Genomic DNA, 21,348 nt, shown 5'->3' on the forward strand with positions numbered 1-21,348 from the left:
TCGTGCGGTCCTCAGTTGCTGCTCGGTGCCGAGACCTGTCGGATGGGCCGTTCGTTGTCGAGCACGGCCAGGGCTTTGCGTGCCTTCTCCACTGCGTTCACATCGATCTCGTGAACCCCGACCTGCACGCTGTCGTCGTATGCGGCGACCACGGTACCGAAGGGATCTGTGAGTTGGCTGTGACCTGTTCCGGTGGGTGCCGACGACTCGGCCACCTGCTGATCGGTGGGTACCGCCTGCCCCACGGCGACCACGAAACTGGTCGAATCCAGTGCCCGCGCGGTGGCCAGCACCTGCCACTGGTGCACCTTGCCCGGGCCGGCACCCCACGATGCGGGCACCACGATCACCTGCGCGCCGCTGCGCGCGAGTTCGGTGAACAGCGCGGGAAAGCGGATGTCGTAGCAGGTGGCGACACCCACCGTGACGTCGCCGATCGTGAAGGTGACCGGGTCATCGCCCGGCGCAACGGTCCGGGACTCGGTGAAACCGAAGGCGTCGTAGAGATGGATCTTGTCGTAGGAGGTGCGCGACCCGTCCGGGGCGGCGATGAGCAGCGTATTCGCGACCCGATCGCCCGCGGGCGTGAACATCCCGGCGACGACGGTGACCCCGTGGCGTTCGGCGATCGACGACACTCCACGCGCCCACGGACCGTCCACCGGCTCGGCGACCGGGCCCAGCGGGACGCCGAACCGGCACATCGTCGCCTCGGGCAACACCACCAGATCGGCGTTGTCGGCGGCGGCCTCGGCCACCGCGGCCTCCACGAGCTCCAGGTTCGCCGCCGGGTCTGTGCCGGAGGCGATCTGCGCCATCGCAATTCGCATGGCCACCAGCGTACGGACCGGCACGCTGCTGACAACCGGCTGATCATGGGGCATTCGCACGATCAGATGACGAATCAGTCGGGAGAAACCACCGACCACGGCACGGTCAGCACATTGTCGACCGACCGGCCCCGGCCGATGACCACCGGGATGCCGCCCGCACGCATCGCCGTCAACGCCTGGCGCCACCGAGTCCGCGGGCCGTAGGCCGCGTGACCGGCCGCAATGTCCCAGGCGCGGTCGGCCCGGGTCAGCAGTTCATGAATCCGTTCGCCCGCAACATTGTGGTGGATCAACGCCTTCGGCAGACGTTCCGCGAGTTCCGAGGGTCGCGCCGTGTGTTCTGGCGACCAGCTCAGCGTCAGCGTGCGCGGCCCGGCGGCGTCCAGCACGATCCAACAGCAACGGCGACCGATCTCGTCGCAGGTGCCCTCCACGATGAGCCCGCCCGGGGCCAGCGCATGCCGCATCTGCGCCCAGGACGCGGCCACCTCTTCTTCGTCGTACTGCCGCAGCACGTTGAAGGCCCGAACCAGCTGCGGACGCAAGCCCGCGAGTTCGAAGCCGCCGAGGGCGAATCGCACCTCGTCGCGGGTACCGACGATGCGCTCGGGATCGATCTCCAGGCCCACCATCTCGAGGTTCGGCGCAATTGTCCGCAGGCGCCGCGCCATCTCGACGGTCGTGTCGGGGCGCGCCCCGTAGCCGAGGTCGACGACGAGCGGACGGGGCACCGAACCGAGTGCGATGCCGATCGCGGCGTCATGCACCATCCACCGGTCCACCCGCCGGAGCCGGTTGATGTTGGTGGTGCCGCGGGTGATGCGGCCGAGCGGCCTACTCTGGCCGGCCCCGCCGGCGCTCAGAGGTTCTTCTTGACCCAGTCGGCCGCGTATTCGGCTTCCGCGCGGAACAGGTCGACGAGATTGACCAGCATCAGCTGTTCGAGCTTGCCGTTGACGAACGGGATGAACACCTTGACCTCGGTGGTCTTGCGGATGGTGCAGCCGGTCTCGGTGGGGAAAAGTTCCTGCCACCCCTGCAGGCTGCCCGGGCCGGCCGGGATCGACGCGGTGTAGTCGCCCTTGGTGTTGTCCGGGTCGAATGCGCCGAAGGTCTCCTCGCGGGTGATCACCATGTCCTTCATCAGCACGGTCTGCGCGAGCGCCGGCAGCTGGTCGCGACCGATCGTCTGCTTGAGCACGACCTTCATCCCGGTCTCGTCGGCGGTGAACGAGTCGACCGCACAGTGCGGGGAGATCATCTGGAAGCCCGCCATCATGTCGTCCCAGTACTGTCGGGTGCTCTGCGCCTGGTAGAGCGTTTCCGCAGGGTGGGTGAAGCGCGCCGAGTAGCTGAGCCGTCGTGCCATGGCGACCAGGCTACGTTACCGATTCGTTGCTTCCCAATTCGTCGGCGATGTCATGGCGCCGGCCCCTTCAGCGATGCGCCGCCTCCCACGACACCGTCTGCTCGTGTTCGGCGTCGAGCAACTCCACGAGTTGGTCGATGATGGCCTTCTCGATCTTGCTGCCGACGAACGGAACGCTGACGTCGACGTCGGCGGTATATCGGGTGGTCGCCGGGTCACCACTGATGGCCACGGCCCCCGCGACCTTCGCCGGCGCCCCGGACACCGTGGCGGTCATCTCACCGGCGATCTCGTCGCCGACGAGCCGGAAGGTGTTCCGGCGCGGGATCTGCGCGTCCCCGTTGAGCACCTTGGACACCATCGACGGCAGCTTCTCCGCCGGCACGCCCTGCTGCATCGCCACGGTCACCGTGTCCCCGGACACCTCGAACGACTCGAGTTTGCCGTGGCTGGAGTTGATGGCCTCGAGCAGATCCCGCCAATAGTCTTCCGACGACAGGACCTCCCACAGCCGCTGAACCGAGAAGGGATAGGACACCGTGTGTTCCATCGTGCTGGCCATGAGGGGGACACTACCGGAGTACGACGACCCGGCTACCGTTACACGGGTGAGTGAGAGCGGCCCGCGGCACCCGACACCGACGACCCCGGACACGCGCCTGTCGACGATGACGACGCTGCGCCTGGGCGGGCCCGCACGCGCGGTGCACAGATGCCGCGAAACCGACGACCTGGCGCAAGTCGTCACGACCCTCGATCACGCCGGGGATCGCTGCCTCCTGGTCGGGGGTGGATCGAATCTGGTGGTCGCCGACGAGGGCTTCGACGGCACCGTGGTGCTCATCGAGACATCCGACGTGGTGTTCGGCGACGAGAACGGCGTCCCATTCGTCACCGCTCAGGCCGGTGTCGGCTGGGACGATCTCGTCGCGACCACCGTTCAGGCGGGCTTCGGTGGACTGGAGTGTCTTTCGGGCATCCCCGGTGCCGCGGGCGCGACACCGGTGCAGAACGTGGGCGCCTACGGCGTCGAGGTGGCCGATCTGCTGCGCAGCGTTGAACTGCTGGACCGTCGATCGGGACGACGGCATTGGGTTGCGCCGAGTGCGCTCGAACTCGGCTACCGCACCAGCAATCTCAAGCATCGTGGCGATCATGTGGTGCTCGGGGTGTCGTTCTGGCTCAACGCCGATCGGATCAGCCGACCGATCCGCTACGGCGAACTGGCGATCGCGCTGGGGGTCGAGCCCGGCGCTACGTCCGACGCCGCCGCGGTGCGCGATCGGGTGCTGACCCTGCGACGCGGCAAGGGCATGGTCCTCGACCCCGATGATCACGACACCTGGAGCGCGGGCTCGTTTTTCACCAACCCGATCGTGTCCGACGACGATGCCTCGCAGGTCCTCGACCGCATTGCCACGCGCCTCGGGGCGCAGACCCGAGTGCCCACCTACCCTGCCGAGGGTGGGATCAAGTTGTCGGCGGGATGGCTGATCGAGCGGGCCGGCTTCACCCGCGGATATCCGGGACCGGCAGCCCCGGTCCGATTGTCGACCAAACACACTCTGGCACTGACCAACCGCGGCACCGCCCGCACCGCAGATCTCCTCGATCTGGCCCGGACGGTCCGCGACGGGGTGCACGAGGCATTCGGCATCACCCTGTATCCGGAGCCGGTGCTGGTCAACTGCGAGCTGTAGACCCCGCCGGTTCGGGGCGGGTGACCTCGGCCAACACCTCGTCGAGCAGTTCGTTGTACCGTACGCTCGCCTCGATGCTCGACATGTGCCCCACACCCTCCAGGCTCACGAGCTCACGGAGTACACCGTTGCGCCGCAACACTTCTGCCATCTCTTCGGCGTGTACGGGTGGGGTGAGCCGATCCTCGGTACCCACCACGACGGTCGTCGGCACGCGCAGTGCGTCGAGGCCCGCGGTGACGTCGAGTTTGCCCATCGCCGATCCCCAGCCGGCCCGTGAACGCGGCGGGCAGGCCATGATCATGGCGTCGACGAAGTCGACGTGCGCCTTGCGCGCCTGCGGCCCGAGCGCGATGTAGTGCGACAACCAGGCGGCTCGATCGGTGTGCGGCACCGGAATCGGCGACGACGTGACAAGCCTGCCGACCGTCGACTCGAACGGTTTGGTGTAGCGCGGCAGCCCCACCGGGATGAGCAGATGGTTCTGCATCACCGCCTTGGCGGCGGTGGAGGTCAGCACCACCGACGACACCCGCGACGACACCTGATCGGCGTACTGCGCCGCCCACGACATGATCGTCATGCCGCCCATGCTGTGGCCCACCAGGATCGCCCGACGCCCGTTGGGCACCGTGGCCTCGATCACCCGATTCAGGTCCTGTCCCAACATGGCGATGGTGGGCCGCACCCGGCCGAGTTCGCTGGCACCGTGCCCACGCTGGTCGTAGGCGATAACGGGACGGTCACCGGCGAGATGGTTGATCTGCGGATACCAATAGGCGGTGTTGCAGGTCCAGCCGTGCACCATCACCACGACGTCGCCATCTGTGTCGGCGGGCCCATACCTTTCGACGTTGAGCCGCACCCCGCCGCTGCTCTCGACCGTGATTCGTCGCGGCGGCTGTTGCGGCACACTCAGCAGATCGTCGGGCCCGTCGTCGACGGCGCGCTGCGCGCGGAACGCTTCACGCAGCATGCCGGCGAAGATGGTCCCCACCCCGGCGGCCAGGACACCCACACCCACCGCCGCTCCTGCTCCGGCGGCGATCGCGATTGCGCGACGTGCCGATCGCCTCGTTGTCGATTCCTCGGTCATCGTTCCCCCTTGCAGTTCGATTTCCGCAGCCTCTACCTGCGCTCAATCCGTCCGATCGCCGACGCTGGGCGTCTGGTCACCCGCCGGTTCCCCCACGCCGGCGTCGGCATCCGGTCCCGAAATGGCATTCGCACCGGCGGCGTCACCATCGACACCACCCGGAGCGGTCGCGTCGAAGTAGGTACTGGCCTCCCCGATGGCCGCCGAGATCTGTTCGTCGAGGGCCTTCCGGAAGGTCGATTCGACGATGTCGTGGGCCATCGGCCGGACGGTCTGGATGAGCTCCGCCATCTTGCTGACCTGTTCTTCTCCCAGGTCGGGCAGGTTCTCGTCGAAGTACTTGTCGGTGATGATCGACACGAAGCTCTTGGCGACATCTTCGAGGTCGTCCTGCACCCGCACCCAGCGATCGAGCAGAACGTCGATGTCGATCCCGGCCTTGACCAGGGTCTCGGCCCCTTCGAGTAGTTCCGGATTACGGATCGCGTAGTGCGCGCCGTCCTTGGCGAGCAGACCCAGCTTCTGGCTCAGCGCGATGGAGCGGTCGGTGGCGTTCAACGTCTTGCGCAGCTCGGTGATGGTGATCGTCGCCGCCCGCTTGAAGTTGCGGAAGCGACCGCCCCTGGGGGCTCCGCGCAGCACTTGTTCGACCCGCATCCCGTAGTGCGCGGCGTGTAGCAGCTCGCTGATCGTGGCGAAGGTGTATCCGCGTTCGAGCATGCGTGAGATCAGATTCAGTCGGACCAGGTGCTCGTCGGAATACCAGCCGGTGCGGCCACGGATCGTCGGCGCCGGCAACAGCCCGCGGTCCTGATAGACGCGAATGTTGCGCACGCTGACACCCGACGCGTCTGCCAGGTCGTTGATCCGGTACTCGGCCACTTCGCCAGTCTATTGCCCGTGCCGGCGCCACCTGAAAACCCCGGCCGGACCGGGCGGGTCACTACCTCTTGCTGAACCAGCGCTTGCCCTGGATGTCGTCGACCCGGGGGCGGACATCGACCAGATAGACCAGCATGGCCACCACACCGATGATGCCCAGGAAATTGACCGCGCCGAACAGCCAGATGAACAGGGTCGCCGCAGCCAGGATCGACACCCAGATCACCTTGCTCTGTCGATCGACCGCCGGAAACGCATCCTTGCGTTGGAGGGCGGCGTGGAGCAGCGCCACCGCCGCGGCGACCCCGGCCACCAGGGTCAGCAGCAGCAAGATCAGATTCTGCCCGTAGGCCATCACACTCAACAGGTCCACGAGACCAGCTTAGACATCGACGTCACACGCGTTCCGGGCGAACCGGTCAGGGCGCCGCCCCGGTGTCGGGATCGCGCGGTGGTTCAGGCCTCTTCCGGGTTCACCCGCTGTGGTGGGGTCTTCTTCGCGGGCGCCTTCTTGGCCGGGGCTTTTTTCGCCGCCTTTTTCGCCACTGCTTTCTTCGCCGGCTCCTGCACGGACTCGGCCTTCTTGGTCGGCGCCTTCTTGGCGGGGGATTTCTTGGCCGCCGCCTTCTTGGCCGGGGATTTCTTGGCCGCCGCCTTCTTTGCGGGAGCCTTCTTAGCGGGAGCCTTCTTGGCCGGCGCCTTGGTCGCAGCTACCTTCTTCGCCGGCGCTTTCTGTGCTGCCGAACTCTTCGCCGGGGCCTTCTTCGCCGGCACCGCGTCGAGCGTCACCTCATCGGCACTGCCGGTGCTCAGCCCCGCCATGGTGGCGGCGCGTTCCCCGACCGCACGGGTCTGGGTCGAGATCGTGCCCAGCGCGTCTTCGGTGATACCGAGCGCATCGTTGTACACCTTCTCCAGGCGGGGCAGGTTCTCCTCGACCAGCGGCTGGGTCTTCAGCCGCTCGACCACCTCCTCGCCGCGCTCGGACAACGCGGTCAGCAGACCGGCCGCCACGGCGAGGTACGCGTCGGCCACCTTGCGTAGCTCGTCGGGACTGAACCGGGTCAACAACTCATCGATCTCGGTGGACAATTCCACCGGCAACGACGACAACCGGTTCTTGGCATCCTCGAACACCGTCAGCGCTGAATCCCTGGTCTCGTCCACCCGGTTCTGCGCCCGGGACTGGGCCTCACCGAGACGCTTCTGCGCCTGTTCACCTGCGGCCTCACTGCGTTCCCGCAGGTCGGTGAGCAACGCGGTCACCTGCGCGATGACCGTGTTCCAGGGATTCTCCGGCATGTTCACTCCTTGACGTCGGTGTTCTCTTTCCGAAACGACTCGTAGATCTCGAGCAGCATCTGTTTCTGGCGTTCACTGATCGAGTCATCGGCGAGAAGCGCATCACGCACCGGGCTCGCCGGCCGTTCCTCCAGGATGCCCGCACGCACGTAGAGCACCTCTGCGGACAACCGGAGGCCCTTGGCGATCTGTGCGAGGACATCGGCCGACGGTTTACGCAGGCCACGTTCGATTTGGCTCAGATACGGGTTGCTCACCCCGGCGCGTTCGGCGAGTTGGCGCAGCGACACCTCCGCGGCAACGCGCTGTGACCTGATGAAGCCGCCGATGTCCTGCGCAGCTGTGGCCACCGCGTCTTGCGCGGCGGTCGCGACCGCCTCCACGGTTTCGACCGGACCGCTGGAACCACCGCCATCGGCGTCGTCGGTCTGATCGGCGGGTGTCCGGACGTCGCCATCACCGTCGACAGACTCGACGGGATCGGGCAATTCGTTGTCGTCCGGCTCCATCACTCTCCCGTTTCGGTCCTGCTCACCAGTATCGGCGGGCGTGCTAACACGTGCAAGCAGACGTCACCCGAAGATGAGCACCGACACCGTGTAGATAACGAGTCCGGCGAGCGCACCCACGACGGTCCCGTTGATCCGGATGAATTGCAGATCGCGCCCCACCTGCAGTTCGATCTTGCGGCTGGTGTCGTCGGCGTCCCAGCCGCGGACGGTCTCGGTGATCACCGAGATGATCTCCTGGGAGTAGTTGGCCGCGATGTGGCGTGCGGCACGAACCACCCAACCGTTCATCTTGTCCTGCAGCGGGCGGTCGTCGCGGATGCGGATGGCGAGCTGGATGGTGGCGTCCGACAGCGAGTTGCGCAGTGTGCTGTTCGGGTCGGTGAGCATCTGTTCGATGACGGCCTTGCCGGTCTTCCACGCGGTCGAGGCGGCATCGGAGACCTCGTCGCGCCCGATCAGTTCCTGCTTGATCTTCTCGAAGCGGGCGATGGTGTCCGGGTCGTGCTGCAGGTCGTCGGCGAACTGTTCCGCGAAGGTGTGCATCGACCTCCGCAGCTGGTGGTGCGGATCGACCTTGACCTTGTAGGTGAAGTCGACGAGTTCGCGGTAGATCCGGTCGCCGAGCAGCACGTTCACGAACTTCGGTTTCCACGACGGCCCGACGTCCTCGTCGACGACTCGATCGATGAGATCCTGGCTGCCCACCGCCCATTCGTGCGCGCGGTCGCAGGCGAGCTGGAAGACCGGCTCCAGCCGATCTTCGGCGATGAGTTGCTCCAGGACACGACCAAGGGGCTGTGCCCATTCCGGCTCACCGGCCCACTTGATCGCGTGCTCGATGAGCTTCTCGATGTCCTCGTCGCGCAGCATTTCCGCGGCCAGTGAGATCAGGCGGGCCGCCTCGTCGGACACCCGCGGCGCGTTGACCGGATCGGCCAGCCACGTCGACAACCGTCGTGGCAGGTCCAGGCTGCGCGCCCGGTGCTCGATCACCTCCACGGTCATGAAGTTCTCTTCGATGAACCCCCCGAGCTGATCGCCGATGTCGTCCTTCTTCTTGCGGATCAGCGCGGTGTGCGGGATCGGCAGGCCCAGCGGATGTTTGAAGAGTGCGGTGACCGCAAACCAGTCGGCCAAGGCGCCCACCATGCCCGCCTCCGACGCTGCCCGAACGTAGCCGACCCAGGCGGCGACGTCGGTGCCGTCGCGATGTTCGAGGTAGCGCGTGAACAGATAGACCGCGGCCGCGAACAGCAGGAATCCGGTGGCGACGACCTTCATCCGGCGCAGGTCACGGCGGCGTGCGGCGTCACCGGCGCCGTCGGCTCCGAAGCCTAGCGACGATCGCGGCGGCTCCACCTCGGGTGGACGATCCGGTGTGCCGGGAACGTCCGAAATGACTGTGGGCGGCATTGAACCAGTTTTACCTGCCACCCACTAGGCTGGCCAGGTGACGCCCAACCGTTCGAGCCCGGCAGCCGCCGCCCGCGCCGCCGTGGCCGCCGCCGCGAACGTCACCCGGGGTCTGGAGCATGCGTTGCTGAACTCCGTCACCGACCCCGGGGGCAAGCCGGATGGTCGGCGCCAGCGGTGGGAGAAGCACAAGGTGGCGCGCCGCTCCGAACTCACCGACGGCACGATTCGCGCCGTCCGCGAGCTGGGCGCCGACGTCGGTATGGACGAGATCGCCGCGCACATCGGTGTGTCGAAGACCGTGCTCTACCGATACTTCACCGACAAGAACGACCTCGCCGTCGCCACGGCGGTGCGTTTCTTCGAGTCCACCCTGCTGCCACGCCTCACCGAGGCCATCACCGACGACGTGGACGAGTACACGCTGACCCGCACCGTCGTCGGCGTCTATGTGAAAGCGGTGGCCGACGAACCGAACCTCTACAAGTTCGCGCTCACCGGCGCGCCGTCGTCGGTGGCCACCGCGGACTCGGAGAAGTTGGTCGCCCAGTTGATGACCAACGTGCTGGTCATCCGGATGACCGAGCGCGACGCCGACACCTCGGGTGCCGAGGTGTGGTCGAATGCGTTGGTCGGCGCGATCCAGCGGGCCGTCGACTGGTGGATGACCGAACGCTCCATCCCCGTCGCCGACCTCATCGACTACCTGACGATGTTGTCGTGGAGCACCATCGTGGGCATCGCCGCGGTCAACGGGTCCCGCGAGGCATTCATCGCCCAGCCTCCCCCGCTGCCCGACGCGGTCGATCACACCCCCGCACACACGACCGGTGGCGCGGCCGGGGAGAACCGATGAGTTCGACCGCACTGGTCACCGGCGGCAGCCGCGGTGTGGGACGTGGCGTGGCGACCGCGCTGATCGCGGCCGGCTGGACTGTCTATGTGACATCGCGGCATGGGACCGGACCCGACGGTGCCATCGCGCTGGCCTGTGACCACACCGACGACGACGCCGTCGCCGACGTCTTCGCACAGATCGAAGGTGACACCGACAGCCTCGATCTACTGGTCAACAACGCGTGGGCGGCGCCCCGCGGTTTCGGCGGCTTCTCCGACAAGTTCTGGGAGCGCCCGGTCGACGACTGGGACACGCTCATCGGAGTCGGGCTGCGGGCGCACTATGTCGCCTCGGTCCATGCCGCGCAGATGATGGTGGATCGCGGTAGCGGGTTGATCGCGTCGATATCGTCATTCGGGTCGCGCGGGCACCTGCACTCGGTGCTGTACGGGATGAGCAAGGCCGGCCTGGACAAGATGGCCTTCGACATGGGCCACGAACTGTCCGGCACCGGGGTCACCGCGGTGTCGCTGTGGCTCGGGTTGATCCGTACCGAGCTGCTGCTGTCGCTCGGCGTCGACGAGTTCGCCGGATTCTCCCTGCAGCGGGCGGAGGACCCAGAGTTCGTCGGACGGGTCATCGCCGCCCTCGCCGACGACCCGCAGTTGGACAGCTACAACGGGCACACGCTGGTGACCGCGGAACTCGGTGCCGCGTACGGCCTCACCAACAACGACGGCACGCCGCCCGACTCGCATCGGGCCGCCTTCGGCGGCGGACCACTGTTCCCGCCCACCCCCTCTGACTCCCAACCCAACCGTCGTTGACTGGGCGCCATTTCCCGTCGACTGGGCGCTCTTTCGGCCAATTGGGTCAATGGGCACCCGCCACGGGATGCGACGACCAAACTCTCAACGTCGTCGAATCGTTATCGCTCCGTTTTCTGATCCTGCGCCACACCGCCTACCGTCGGCGACATGAGAACACGAGCCATCACCCTGATCGGCGGCGTGGCCCTGCTTGCCGTCGCATGCACCAACGACCCCGAAGGCGGGTCCCCCAATCGCGGTTCCGGATCGGAAACCGACCCCGTGAGCATCGAGAACGCCTTCATCACACCGGAAAACATCAACGGACTGTGTGCCCTGCAGGTCGGCGACGACGCCGGCTTCCGCTACATCGTGTCCAACATCTCCGACACCGACTCCGCGACCTTCACCGGGATCACCACCGATGTCGCCGAGTCGGCCGAGATGTCCCCACCCGGTCCGAAGACCGTAGAGCCACAGTCCGAGATCAACTCGGGCGTCAGCGGCGCGGACCTCGCACCCGGCGATCCGGCGTTCACCACCACCCTGCGCGGCCTCCGCGAGAACGCCGAGCCCGGTGAGTCCTTCAGCGTCACCTTCACTTTCGCCGACCGGGACCCGATCGAGATCATGGTCCCGGTGGAAGCATGCCCTGCTGCGTGACGCCTCGCCTCCTCCCACGTCGAGTCCCGTCGAGTCGGCACCCAACCGGGGCCTACCGACCGGAAACGGCGCCCAGTCAACGGGGAGCGGAGGTTCGGGGCCGTAGCACCGTATGCGCGACCAACCCGATCACCAGACCCCAGAACGCTCCGCCGACACCGAAGAAGGTGAGCCCGGAGGCGGCGGCCACGAAAGTGAGCGCGGCCGGCACGCGGGTCTCGACAGCGGTGAACGCACCCACCACCGCTGCTGCGAAGGTACCCAGAAGCGCCAGTCCGGCAACGGCTTCCACCAGGCCACCGGGTGCGATCGCCGCGATCGTCACCAACGCCCCCGACAACGCCGCCAGTACGAGGTATCCGACGCCGGCCGACACACCCGCAATCCACCTGCGCGACCGGTCCGGCCCGGCCTCGTCGCCGGCCGCGAGCGCCGCCGACAACGCGGCGAGGTTGATCGCGTGACCACCGAACGGCGCCACGAACGCAGTGCCCGCACCGGTGACCGTCATCGCCGCCCGCCAGGGCGTCGTGTAGCCGAACGACGACAGCACCGCGACGCCAGGTATGTTCTGCGATGCCATCGTCACCACGAACAGCGGGATGGCGATGCCGACGATCGCTGCGACATCCAAATTCGGGGTGGTCCACGACAGCGTTGGCAGCCAGGTCGCCTCGAGGTGCTGCTCGTTGCCATGCACCCACACGTAGACCGCGATGACCACGAGCGCGGTCAGCAGTGTCAACGGCAACGCCCACCGCGCCAGCCAGCGGGTCGCCACCAGCCAGACAATCAGGACCGGCAGGGTCAGGAGGGGCTCCGCGGCCAACGATTCCATGGGCGCCAGGCACAGCGACAACAACACGCCACCGAGCATCGCCTGCGCTATCGGGGTCGGGATGCGGGCGATCAGGTCACCAAGCGCCGGAATCAGCCCCACCAGCAGGGTCAGACCGCCGACGACGAGGAATGCACCGACGGCCGCGGCCCACCCGGCGTCGTAGCCCGCACCCATGCTCACCAGCAGCGCCGCCCCCGGGGTCGACCACGCGAGGGTGACCGGCGCCCGTGACCGGATGCTGAGCACGATGATCCCGAGCCCGAACACGACGGTCAGCGCGAACAGTCCCGAGGCCGCCTGTTCGGCAGTGGCACCCACCGCCCGCAACCCTGCGATCACCACTGCGAACGACGAGGTGAAACCGACCAGCGCCGTGACGATGCCGGCGACGATCGGCTCGCGCAGCCCGCCTTGTGCTGTGATGGTCATCGGAGCAGAATAGCGCAGTCGTTCCGTAAACAGAACGACCTCAACAGAACGACTGCGGCGGACAGAAGGGCGGCCGTGACCATCGACCAACGCCGACGCGCGGTCGGCAGCCGCATCGCCGCCGCCCGATCCGAGCGCGGGATGTCACTGTCCGAACTCGCCCGGCGCGCGAGCATCGGCAAAGGGTCGTTGTCGGAGATCGAGTCCGGACAGCGCAATCCGACCCTGGACACCCTCTACGCCATCGCCGGCCCCCTCGGCGTGCCACTAACGGCACTGCTGGGCGAGGAGGCCGGCACCGAAGGCAGCGGCGATCATCTACTCGCCCGCGTACTGCACGTCGAGCACCATCCCGATGGCGCAACCACCGAGGTCGTCTGGCTCACCGTCCTGCCGGGTGGCACCCGAGTGTCACCGGCACACGGAGCCGGGGTGACCGAGCACATCCTCGTCGTGGAGGGTGAGCTCACCGCCGGCCCGACCGGCGCCGAACGCCGTGCTGCGTCGGGTGATTCGCTCACGTGGCACAGCGATGTCGAGCACACCTATCGCAGCGGCGACGTGCCGGCCCAGGCGGTGCTGACCATTCGCTCGCCGGGCGCATAACGGCCCGTCAGTTGCCGGCCGCCCCGGCTTACCGCCGACGACGTATCCAGCTGCGGTCACAGCGGTTGGCACCGCCAATTACTGTGTCGGCCGACCGCCGACACCGCAGCCAGATCCGGCAGGGAACGCAGAACGACTCGGTCCCGCTCACCACACCGGGTGAGCGGGACCGAGATTCGAATGTAGCGTCAGATCAGCTGGTGGCCTTCTTCGCCGGCGCCTTCTTCGCGGGCGCCTTCTTGGCCGGGGCCTTCTTGGCAGCCGACACCTTCTTCGCCGGTGACGAATTCGAGGTGCGCGCCTTGGCCTCCACCGTGCCGGCAGCGCCACCGATCTCCGAAGCCGCCTCGGCGGTCTCGCCCTTGATGGTCTCGCCGGCCTCTTCGATGTCGGCGGCGACGTCCTCGACCCGGCTGCTGACCATGCTGGTCAACTTGGCGGCACGCTCACCGACGAGGCGGGTCTGCGAGGAGACCACACCGAGCGCGTCCTCGGTCATGTCGACGGCGTCGTTGTAGTACTTCTCTGCGCGCCCCAGGTTCTCCTGGACGACGGGCTGCTGACGGAGACGCTCGACGGTCGTCTCGCCGCGTTCTGCCAGCGAGTTGTAGAACTCGGTGGCGGTATCGAGGTAACCCTCGGCGAACTTGCGCAGTTCGTCCGAGGTCAGCTTGCCCCGGAGTTCTTCGATCTCGCCCGGCAGCTCCTCGGGAAGAGCGTTGATGCGGGTCCGCGCCTCCTCGATGCGGGTCTGCGCGTCGGTGCGGGTCTGCTCGAACCGGGTCTGCGCGCTCTCGGTGGCCGACTCGGTGCGCTCGCGCAACTGCGCGATGATGTCGTTGAACTGCGTGACGACGTAGTCTCCGGCGCCGACAGCGGCATAGATCGGGTTGGCCAGTGTGCGTGTGGATTCACTCACGGTTCACACCTCCTGTGTGATGTGCGGTAGGTCGGTCGTGGTCACCAGCCGCGATGCCGCGGATGACCACCCCCACAGATCACCCGACGGTGCCGGATGTCTCGACGGACCAATCGGCGTATCTGTCTGGTTCCAACAACCAGTATCCACGTCTTGCTAGCAAATGCAAGCACTATGCAAGCGCAGGTGGCACATGTCACGTGACGTTGATCTGCCGTCAACACGGCCGACGCCTGACGATCGCCTACGCGCCGACGCCCTGCTTGCCGGCGCCGGCCTCGGTGTAGCGATAGAACCCGTGGCCGGCCTTCTTGCCGAGTCGGCCCGCCTCCACCATCCGCAGCAGCAGGGGCGGAGGCGCATAGAGCGGCTCTTTGAACTCCTCGTACATCTTGTCGGCGATGGCCTTCACGGTGTCGAGACCGACGAGGTCGGTGAGCTTCAGTGGCCCCATCGGGTGCGCGCAGCCGAGCACCATGGCCTTGTCGATGTCCTCGGCGGTCGCGAAGCCACTCTCTGCCATACGAATGGCCGACAACAAATAAGGAACGAGCAGTGAGTTGACGACGAATCCGGAGCGATCGGCCGACCGAACGACCTGCTTACCGAGCACGTCGTGCGCAAAGGCTTCCGCCCGGGCACTGACATGGTTGGAGGTCATCAAGGTGGTGACGAGTTCGACCAGCGGGAGCACCGGCACCGGATTGAAGAAGTGCATGCCGATCACACGTCCGGCGTCCTGGGTGGCCATCCCCAGCTTCATGATCGGGATCGACGAGGTGTTGGACGCGAGCACTGCGCCCGGGTCGGTCACCACCTTGTCGAGATCGGCGAAGGTTTGGATCTTCACCAACTCGTCCTCGATGACGGCTTCGCACACCAACTGCCGATCCGCGAAGTCACCGAGGTCGCAGGTGAAACGTAGCTTTGCGGCGGCGTCCTCACGCTCGCGCTCGGTGAGTTTGCCGCTGGACACGCCACGATCGAGCGATCTCAGGATCCGAGCCCGACCCGCGGCGACAAGTTCGCGAGTCGCCTCGTAGACCAACACGTCGGCCCCGGCGCGCGCACAGACCTCGGCGATACCGCCGCCCATCTGGCCGGCACCGACCACACCGACCCGAGAGATCTTGTCGCTTGCCATGATCTACTCCTCGGGATTGACAACGCTGTCGCAACGTACGCGGCAGCTGGCCGAAAGCCGCACCGTTGCAGAAGGGTTCACCGGAAAGGCCCGGTGGGAGAAGACGAACCCGGGGTGGGCAAGGTGTCTACCCTGCCCGCCCCGGGTTCATCTGAAGGCAATGCTTCTCGCCAGAGCGCAATTCCTAGTGGAACTGACCTTCCTCGGTCGAGCCCTTCAGCGCCGCGGTGGACGTGTTGGGGTCGACGGTGGTGGCGATGTTGTCGAAGTAGCCGGCGCCGACCTCACGCTGGTGCTTGACGGCGGTGAAGCCACGCTCGTCGGCGGCCTTGAACTCGCGGTTCTGTAGGTCGACGAAGGCGGTCATCTGCTCACGGGCGTAGCCGTAGGCCAGATCGAACATGCCGTAGTTGAGCGAGTGGAAGCCGGCCAGGGTGATGAACTGGAAGGTGAAGCCCATGGCGCCCAGTTCGTTCTGGAACTTGGCGATGGTGCTGTCGTCGAGGTGCTTGCTCCAGTTGAACGACGGGCTGCAGTTGTAGGACAGCAGCTGGTCGGGGTACTCGGACTTGACGGCCTCGGCGAACTTGCGAGCCAGCTCGAGATCCGGGGTACCGGTCTCCATCCAGATCATGTCGGCGTACGGAGCATAGGACTTGGCACGCGCGATGCAGGGCTCGATGCCGTTGCGCACGTGGTAGTAGCCCTCGGCGGTGCGCTCACCGGTGATGAACTCGCGGTCGCGCTCGTCCACATCGGAGGTGATCAGGGTGGCGGCCTCGGCGTCGGTACGGGCGATGACGACGGTCGGGGTGCCCGCGACGTCGGCGGCCAGACGCGCCGAGTTCAGGGTGCGGATGTGCTGCTGGGTCGGGATGAGCACCTTGCCACCGAGGTGGCCGCACTTCTTCTCCGAGGCGAGCTGATCCTCCCAGTGGGTACCGGCGGCACCCGCGGCGATCATGGCCTTCTGCAGCTCGTAGACGTTGAGAGCGCCACCGAAGCCGGCCTCACCGTCGGCGACGATCGGCACGAGCCAGTTGTCGACGGAGTCGTCACCCTCGACGCGGGCGATCTCGTCGGCGCGCAGCAGCGCGTTGTTGATGCGACGCACCACGCTCGGCACCGAGTTGGCGGGGTAGAGCGACTGGTCGGGGTAGGTGTGGCCGGAGAGGTTGGCGTCACCAGCGACCTGCCAACCCGACAGGTACACAGCCTTGAGGCCGGCGCGCACCTGCTGCACGGCCTGGTTACCGGTCAGCGCACCGAGAGCGTTGATGTAGCTGCCGTCACCCTTGGTCACGCCGTCCCAGAGGATCTCGGCGCCGCGGCGGGCGAGGGTGTTCTCTTCGACGACCGAACCCTGGAGCTGGGCGACCTGCTCGGCGGTGTAATCGCGCTTGACGTTGTTCCAGCGCGGGTTGCTGTCCCAGTCCTGCTGGATCTCCGCGGCGGTGCGGGGCTTTCCGACGTTGCTCATTGCCTACTTCGCTTTCGGTTCATTGACGCGGGCACTCGTGCATCGTCCCGGTGGCGCCCGGGCCGATCTGCTGTCAGACATCCCGTCGGCGAGTGGCTCGCCGCGAATTGTGCGAACAAATCCCTCGTTGCCTTCGGTGTCTGGAACAAGAGTGCCACAGGACAAACCTGCAGGTCCAATCCCTTTCAAGTGCAAAATCCGGCCACACATCGGCCAACTTTTGCAAAGTTTGCGAATGTCGAGTTGCGAAATCCGACACGGTCACGCCAAAAAGTACGCGCGTACTGGGTTTTTAATCTACCCGTCGGTAGCCGCCGATGCACCCCTGCGCCGACGCGGATGGGCGCCGCGACCCGGCGCAGTCAGTGAGAATGTGACGCCTTTCACACTGACAGGGATCGTCGGTCAGCGTGATGCGGCGTTGACGGCGTCGTCGAACAGCTTCCCGAAGGCCGCGTCGGTCACCGGTGGTTGTGCATCGGTCGGCGGATCAGATGCCGGTGTGGACTCGCCTGACATCGTCAGCTGCACGGTCACCGCATCGCTGGCAGCGGTCTGCTCCGCAGCCGGGGAGAGCAGCGCGTAACCGGCAAATCCGACCTGCGTGCTGGCGGCCCCGTCGGGCAGGGTGGTGGTCACGTCCGAGCGCAACACCAGGGCCTGGTGCAGCCGGTCCGATCCCTGCATTTGCGCGGGCGTGGGTAGCTCCGTGTATCGGGTCACGATCCGCGCGCCCCGCAGGTTTCCGTCACCGATGACGGTCGTGGTGATGGCGCACCGCCCGGTCGAGGCGGCGATGTCGGCGGGGATGTCGCGCTGCGCAGTGGTGACCAGCTCGACAAGCGAGGCCGTGGAGCTCCGTGCCGCCAGCACGGCGGAGTTCGCCGCGTCGATCTGCTCGTTGAGGTCGGCGTCGGCGGTGGGCCGACAGTCCGGTGGTGTGACCTCGGCAGCGTTCGCCGCTTCGATGTTTCCTCGATTGCCCTCGACCAGGTCTGCCACCGCCAGCTGGGCCGGGGCGAACCCTCCGGGCAACTGGCCTGGGGCGAGCAGCAGATCTGCCGGGACCGCCGACGTCGCCACCGACGCGGGCGGTACAGTGCCGTCGCCGCATCCGACCAGTGAGGCCGTCGCCGCCATCACGGCGATCACCATCACCGAGGCCCCCCGGCCACGCAGCACTCGGACTCGCACGCGGTCACCGTACCCTGAACAGGCGGGCGACCAGGCCGGCCGGCGTCGTCGGGCCGGCCCGGGTGGTCGCCGATCGTGACGGCAGGAGGTTGGCATGACCAGGACCTACGTCGGATCGCGACTGCGCCAATTGCGGTCCGAACGCGGCCTGTCCCAGGTCGCGCTGGCTCAGACCTTGTCCATCTCGCCGTCATACCTCAACCAAATCGAACACGACGCGCGGCCTTTGACGGTGCCGGTGCTGTCCAAGATCACCGAGGTCTTCGGGATCGATGAGGAGTTCTTCGATACCCAGGACAACGTTCGGCTGGTCGCGGAGTTGCGCGAGGTCCTGCTCGACGACGACGTGGAGGCAGCGCCCGCCGCGGTGGAGGCACACGCGATCAGCTCTCTGGTGGCCGCGCATCCGGAAATCGCCCAGGCGATGGTCAACCTGCATCAGCGCTATCGGATCGCGACCGACCAGTTGGCCGCGGCGACCGACGAACGCGGCGATCGCAGCATGCGCGGCTCCATCACCGCTCCGCATGAGGAGGTGCGCGACTACTTCTACCAGCGCCGCAACTACATCCACGAGCTCGACGTGGCCGCCGAGGAGATGACGGTGCGGATGCGCATGCATTCGGCCGACATCCGGCGGGAGGTGGCCAACCGCCTGGAGACCGTGCACGGCGTACAGATCGTCCGGCGGGTGGACCTCGGGGACTACACTCTGCACCGCTTCGATCCCGACTCGCGGCGTCTCGAGTTCTCCGCAGCACTGTCGGCAGGTCAGCGCACCATGAAACTGGCCGCCGAGCTCGGGTACCTCGAGTACGGCGATCTGATTGACAGGTTGGTCGACGACGGCAACTTCACCAGCGACGAGGCTCGCTCACTCGCACTGTTGGGGCTGGCCAACTACTTTGCCGCGGCGGTGGTGCTCCCCTATCGCCAGTTCCACGGCGCAGCCGAGGATTTCCGGTATGACATCGAACGCCTGTCGGCCTTCTATGCCGTCTCCTACGAGACCATATGCCATCGGCTCTCCACCCTGCAGCGGCCGAATCTTCGGGGCATCCCGTGGACGTTCGTGCGCGTCGACCGCGCCGGGAACATGTCGAAGCGACAGTCCGCCACCGGCTTCCATTTCTCGTCGAGCGGCGGCACCTGTCCGCTGTGGAACGTGTACGAGACCTTCGCCTCCCCCGGCAAGATCCTCACCCAGATCGCGGAGATGCCCGACGGCCGTGACTACTTCTGGGTGGCACGCACCGTTGAGCGCCGCGCCGCCCGATTCGGCCAGCCGGGCAAGACCTTCGCCATCGGACTCGGCTGCGAACTGCGCCACGCCGGACGGGTGATCTACTCCGACGGTCTGGAGATCGGCCCGCAGGCACGAATCACCCCGATCGGCGCCGGTTGCCGTGTGTGCGAACGTCAGAACTGTCCGCAACGCGCGTTCCCGGCGCTTGGGGCGAGCCTGCAGATCGACGAACACCGCAGCACAGTGTCGCCCTATATGACCAGCTGATAGCCCATCTCTGGTTGAGGTCTGTGTCACTGAGCGAGCAACGCCCAACCCGACGAAACCCTTGTCGCTGATCGAGTAGCATCCGAGCCGCTAGGCGAGGAGGCGTATCGAGATCAGTTGCCGCGAGCCTGGTGTCGATACACGTCGGGCTCGCAAGCTCGCGCACCGCTACTCAACCAGCGACGGCCGACAGCTCGCGAGTCGGGACATGGGTCGCTCGACGACACCACATCGTTTCAATCCCATAACGTTTGGGATGTGGGTCGAATGTCCCAGACGATTGTCCCGCGATCCGGCCTACGGTCATACGGTGAGGAGTTCAACGGGGAACTCCTCACACAGAAGGAGCACGTCATGGTGCCCGGACGTCCAGGTCTGCTGTCGCACTGCCGAATACGTCTGATTCGAATGCGTTGTCTGCGCTCCGGGACCGCTGGACTTGTGGTGGTGATCGCCGTGGCCGGCATGGTCATGGCACCTGCGCGGGCAGAGCCACCGAACATGATGTCCATTCCACCGCAGATTCCGGCGGCCATCGATGCCGTCGTACCGGATGCCCCCATCCCTACCCTGAGCCGGATACCGCGGCGTGCGTTTGCCGCAGGGTTCTCGCGGCAGGTTCTGGAGCTTCGGGAGGCGGTGTTACCCTCTGCCACCGGCGATCCCGTGTTCGATCGATGGCCGCACAACCTGACCGGATCACGTCCCGGCGACATCATCGCCACCCGCGACGTGACGGCGAGGGCCGCACCTGTAGTGACCACCCCCATCCGTTCGGCCACGCTGGTGAAGTTCCGCAGCACGGACGCGGTGGGCGCACCGTCATTCGGCACGGCCACGGTGCTCGTGCCTCGCAGCGGTGGAACCGACGCCCGTCCTCGCCCGATCGTGGTGAACAATCTGCCGATCGACTCGCTCGGCACCGCCTGCACACCCGGATACACCCTGTCACATGGCTTCTCGATAGCAACGAATCCAACCGACCTGGTCCCGCCGACCACACAGTTGGCCCTGGCACGCGGCTACACCGTGCTGGTCCCGGACCACCAGGGCCCCCGCATGGCTTACGCCGAACCCGTCGTCGCCGGTCACGTGATCCTCGATGCGATCCGGGCGATTGCCGCCCTGGACCACCGACAGTTCGGTACCCCACGCATTGTGATGACCGGCTACTCCGGGGGCGCGATCGCCACCGGTGGTGCCGCACGACTGCTCGACGTCTATGCGCCCGAGTTGGCGCCGCGGGTGGTCGGCGCCGCTCTCGGTGGGGTTCCGGCGGATTTCCGGATGCTCGTAGGCAGTATGAACGCCAATCTCGCGACGGGCTTCTTCCACGCGGCGACCTTCGGTATCGCCCGCGAGCGCACCGAAATACTCACCATGGCCAACGATTTCGCCCGTTGGCTGGCATCGTCGCCGCTGAAGAATCTGTGCACCATCCCGACCGCACTGGCGGGTCAGACATTCTGGCCGATGCAGCTTCTCGCAAACCACCCGGACCCATTCCACTCCCCGGTTGCCGAACGCATCTATCGCATCAACGCCATGCCCGGACGACGATCGGCCGTGCCGCTCTACATTTATCACGGCACGCACGAGTGGTGGATTCCCGCGGCCGGCGCCCGGGCGCTGTATCGCGAACAATGCCGACTCGGCGCCCACGCCGCCTATCGCGAGGTGTTCGGCGAACACCTGTCGGCCGCAGTCATCGGCTATCCGGAGGCGTTGAACTGGCTCGACCGCCGACTACAGGGCCTACCCGCTGGCGACGAATGTCCTTGATCATCGGCCCCTCGCCGTGCGAG

The 21,348-nt window shown here is 66.6% G+C and carries 22 protein-coding genes; 7 read left to right on the forward strand and 15 right to left on the reverse strand.

The genetic code is table 11. The annotated features are described in order from the left end of the window. Positions 1–11 precede the first annotated feature (11 nt). The 4 genes from ACIGKQ_RS15865 to ACIGKQ_RS15880 form a co-directional block, all read right to left on the reverse strand. The gene (locus ACIGKQ_RS15865) at positions 12–830 is read right to left on the reverse strand and encodes a carbon-nitrogen hydrolase family protein (protein WP_266060363.1); all 819 of its coding nucleotides are present in this window, start codon (positions 828–830) and stop codon (positions 12–14) included. Positions 831–904: 74 nt separating this feature from the next. Further along, on the reverse strand, positions 905–1,654 hold the full coding sequence (locus ACIGKQ_RS15870; RefSeq protein ID WP_372475042.1) for a class I SAM-dependent methyltransferase: 750 nt from the start codon (positions 1,652–1,654) through the stop codon (positions 905–907). Between the two features lie 38 nt (positions 1,655–1,692). Next, positions 1,693–2,202, reverse strand: a complete 510-nt coding sequence (locus ACIGKQ_RS15875) for a DUF2505 domain-containing protein (protein ID WP_266060361.1) — start codon at positions 2,200–2,202, stop codon at positions 1,693–1,695. A gap of 67 nt (positions 2,203–2,269) precedes the next feature. Continuing rightward, positions 2,270–2,764: a DUF2505 domain-containing protein gene (locus ACIGKQ_RS15880; protein ID WP_235723960.1), complete on the reverse strand. Its 495-nt coding sequence runs from the start codon at positions 2,762–2,764 to the stop codon at positions 2,270–2,272. Positions 2,765–2,870: 106 nt separating this feature from the next. On the opposite strand from ACIGKQ_RS15880, the gene ACIGKQ_RS15885 reads away from it, so the two are divergent. Next, positions 2,871–3,902 carry a UDP-N-acetylmuramate dehydrogenase gene (locus ACIGKQ_RS15885; RefSeq protein WP_396574444.1) on the forward strand — a complete coding sequence of 344 codons (1,032 nt, stop codon included), beginning with the start codon at positions 2,871–2,873 and terminating at the stop codon, positions 3,900–3,902. Here the strand turns inward: ACIGKQ_RS15885 and ACIGKQ_RS15890 are convergent. The 6 genes from ACIGKQ_RS15890 to ACIGKQ_RS15915 form a co-directional block, all read right to left on the reverse strand. Further along, complete coding sequence (locus ACIGKQ_RS15890; RefSeq protein WP_396574422.1) at positions 3,886–4,998, reverse strand: alpha/beta fold hydrolase; 1,113 nt, start codon at positions 4,996–4,998, stop codon at positions 3,886–3,888. The two genes, ACIGKQ_RS15885 and ACIGKQ_RS15890, sit on opposite strands and share 17 nt — an antisense overlap. A 42-nt stretch (positions 4,999–5,040) precedes the next feature. Next, positions 5,041–5,880 carry a MerR family transcriptional regulator gene (locus ACIGKQ_RS15895; protein WP_396574423.1) on the reverse strand — a complete coding sequence of 280 codons (840 nt, stop codon included), beginning with the start codon at positions 5,878–5,880 and terminating at the stop codon, positions 5,041–5,043. Between the two features lie 61 nt (positions 5,881–5,941). After that, positions 5,942–6,235, reverse strand: a complete 294-nt coding sequence (locus ACIGKQ_RS15900; protein WP_235724030.1) for a DUF2516 family protein — start codon at positions 6,233–6,235, stop codon at positions 5,942–5,944. A gap of 101 nt (positions 6,236–6,336) precedes the next feature. Continuing rightward, positions 6,337–7,182 (reverse strand): heparin-binding hemagglutinin, encoded by an 846-nt coding sequence (locus tag ACIGKQ_RS15905; RefSeq protein WP_396574424.1) that lies wholly within the window; start codon positions 7,180–7,182, stop codon positions 6,337–6,339. 2 nt (positions 7,183–7,184) lie between these two features. Further along, entirely contained in the window at positions 7,185–7,691 is a 507-nt protein-coding gene (locus tag ACIGKQ_RS15910; RefSeq protein ID WP_235723956.1) for a helix-turn-helix domain-containing protein, read from the reverse strand. Positions 7,692–7,754: 63 nt separating this feature from the next. After that, entirely contained in the window at positions 7,755–9,107 is a 1,353-nt protein-coding gene (locus tag ACIGKQ_RS15915) for a DUF445 domain-containing protein (RefSeq protein WP_396574425.1), read from the reverse strand. A gap of 37 nt (positions 9,108–9,144) precedes the next feature. Here ACIGKQ_RS15915 and ACIGKQ_RS15920 point away from each other — a divergent pair, with 37 nt between their 5' ends. From ACIGKQ_RS15920 to ACIGKQ_RS15930, 3 genes are all read left to right on the forward strand, one after another. Continuing rightward, positions 9,145–9,963, forward strand: a complete 819-nt coding sequence (locus tag ACIGKQ_RS15920; RefSeq protein WP_235723954.1) for a TetR/AcrR family transcriptional regulator — start codon at positions 9,145–9,147, stop codon at positions 9,961–9,963. Beyond that, entirely contained in the window at positions 9,960–10,772 is an 813-nt protein-coding gene (locus tag ACIGKQ_RS15925; RefSeq protein ID WP_396574426.1) for an SDR family NAD(P)-dependent oxidoreductase, read from the forward strand. Before ACIGKQ_RS15920 ends, ACIGKQ_RS15925 begins: the two co-directional genes overlap by 4 nt. A 150-nt stretch (positions 10,773–10,922) precedes the next feature. Next, positions 10,923–11,417, forward strand: a complete 495-nt coding sequence (locus ACIGKQ_RS15930; protein WP_396574427.1) for a hypothetical protein — start codon at positions 10,923–10,925, stop codon at positions 11,415–11,417. Between the two features lie 76 nt (positions 11,418–11,493). Here the strand turns inward: ACIGKQ_RS15930 and ACIGKQ_RS15935 are convergent, their stop codons facing one another. Further along, on the reverse strand, positions 11,494–12,687 hold the full coding sequence (locus ACIGKQ_RS15935) for a benzoate/H(+) symporter BenE family transporter (protein WP_396574428.1): 1,194 nt from the start codon (positions 12,685–12,687) through the stop codon (positions 11,494–11,496). Between the two features lie 75 nt (positions 12,688–12,762). Between ACIGKQ_RS15935 and ACIGKQ_RS15940 the strand changes: the two genes are divergently transcribed. Further along, on the forward strand, positions 12,763–13,293 hold the full coding sequence (locus ACIGKQ_RS15940) for a helix-turn-helix domain-containing protein (protein ID WP_396574429.1): 531 nt from the start codon (positions 12,763–12,765) through the stop codon (positions 13,291–13,293). A 193-nt stretch (positions 13,294–13,486) separates the two neighbouring features. On the opposite strand, the gene ACIGKQ_RS15945 is transcribed toward ACIGKQ_RS15940, so the two are convergent. The 4 genes from ACIGKQ_RS15945 to ACIGKQ_RS15960 form a co-directional block, all read right to left on the reverse strand. Beyond that, the gene (locus tag ACIGKQ_RS15945; RefSeq protein WP_235723949.1) at positions 13,487–14,212 is read right to left on the reverse strand and encodes a heparin-binding hemagglutinin; all 726 of its coding nucleotides are present in this window, start codon (positions 14,210–14,212) and stop codon (positions 13,487–13,489) included. Positions 14,213–14,456: 244 nt separating this feature from the next. Next, positions 14,457–15,356: a 3-hydroxybutyryl-CoA dehydrogenase gene (locus ACIGKQ_RS15950; RefSeq protein WP_235723948.1), complete on the reverse strand. Its 900-nt coding sequence runs from the start codon at positions 15,354–15,356 to the stop codon at positions 14,457–14,459. A 184-nt stretch (positions 15,357–15,540) separates the two neighbouring features. After that, a complete protein-coding gene (aceA, locus tag ACIGKQ_RS15955; RefSeq protein ID WP_235723947.1) occupies positions 15,541–16,836 on the reverse strand; it encodes an isocitrate lyase in 1,296 nt (431 codons plus the stop codon). A 405-nt stretch (positions 16,837–17,241) separates the two neighbouring features. Beyond that, a complete protein-coding gene (locus tag ACIGKQ_RS15960; protein WP_396574430.1) occupies positions 17,242–18,030 on the reverse strand; it encodes a hypothetical protein in 789 nt (262 codons plus the stop codon). A gap of 94 nt (positions 18,031–18,124) precedes the next feature. On the opposite strand from ACIGKQ_RS15960, the gene ramB reads away from it, so the two are divergent. After that, positions 18,125–19,543: an acetate metabolism transcriptional regulator RamB gene (ramB, locus tag ACIGKQ_RS15965; protein WP_235723945.1), complete on the forward strand. Its 1,419-nt coding sequence runs from the start codon at positions 18,125–18,127 to the stop codon at positions 19,541–19,543. Positions 19,544–20,044: 501 nt separating this feature from the next. Further along, positions 20,045–21,325: a lipase family protein gene (locus ACIGKQ_RS15970; RefSeq protein ID WP_372512330.1), complete on the forward strand. Its 1,281-nt coding sequence runs from the start codon at positions 20,045–20,047 to the stop codon at positions 21,323–21,325. Positions 21,326–21,348 lie beyond the last annotated feature (23 nt).

This window comes from Gordonia sp. NPDC062954 (genome assembly GCF_044543825.1).
Classification (GTDB): Bacteria; Actinomycetota; Actinomycetes; order Mycobacteriales; family Mycobacteriaceae; genus Gordonia; species Gordonia tangerina.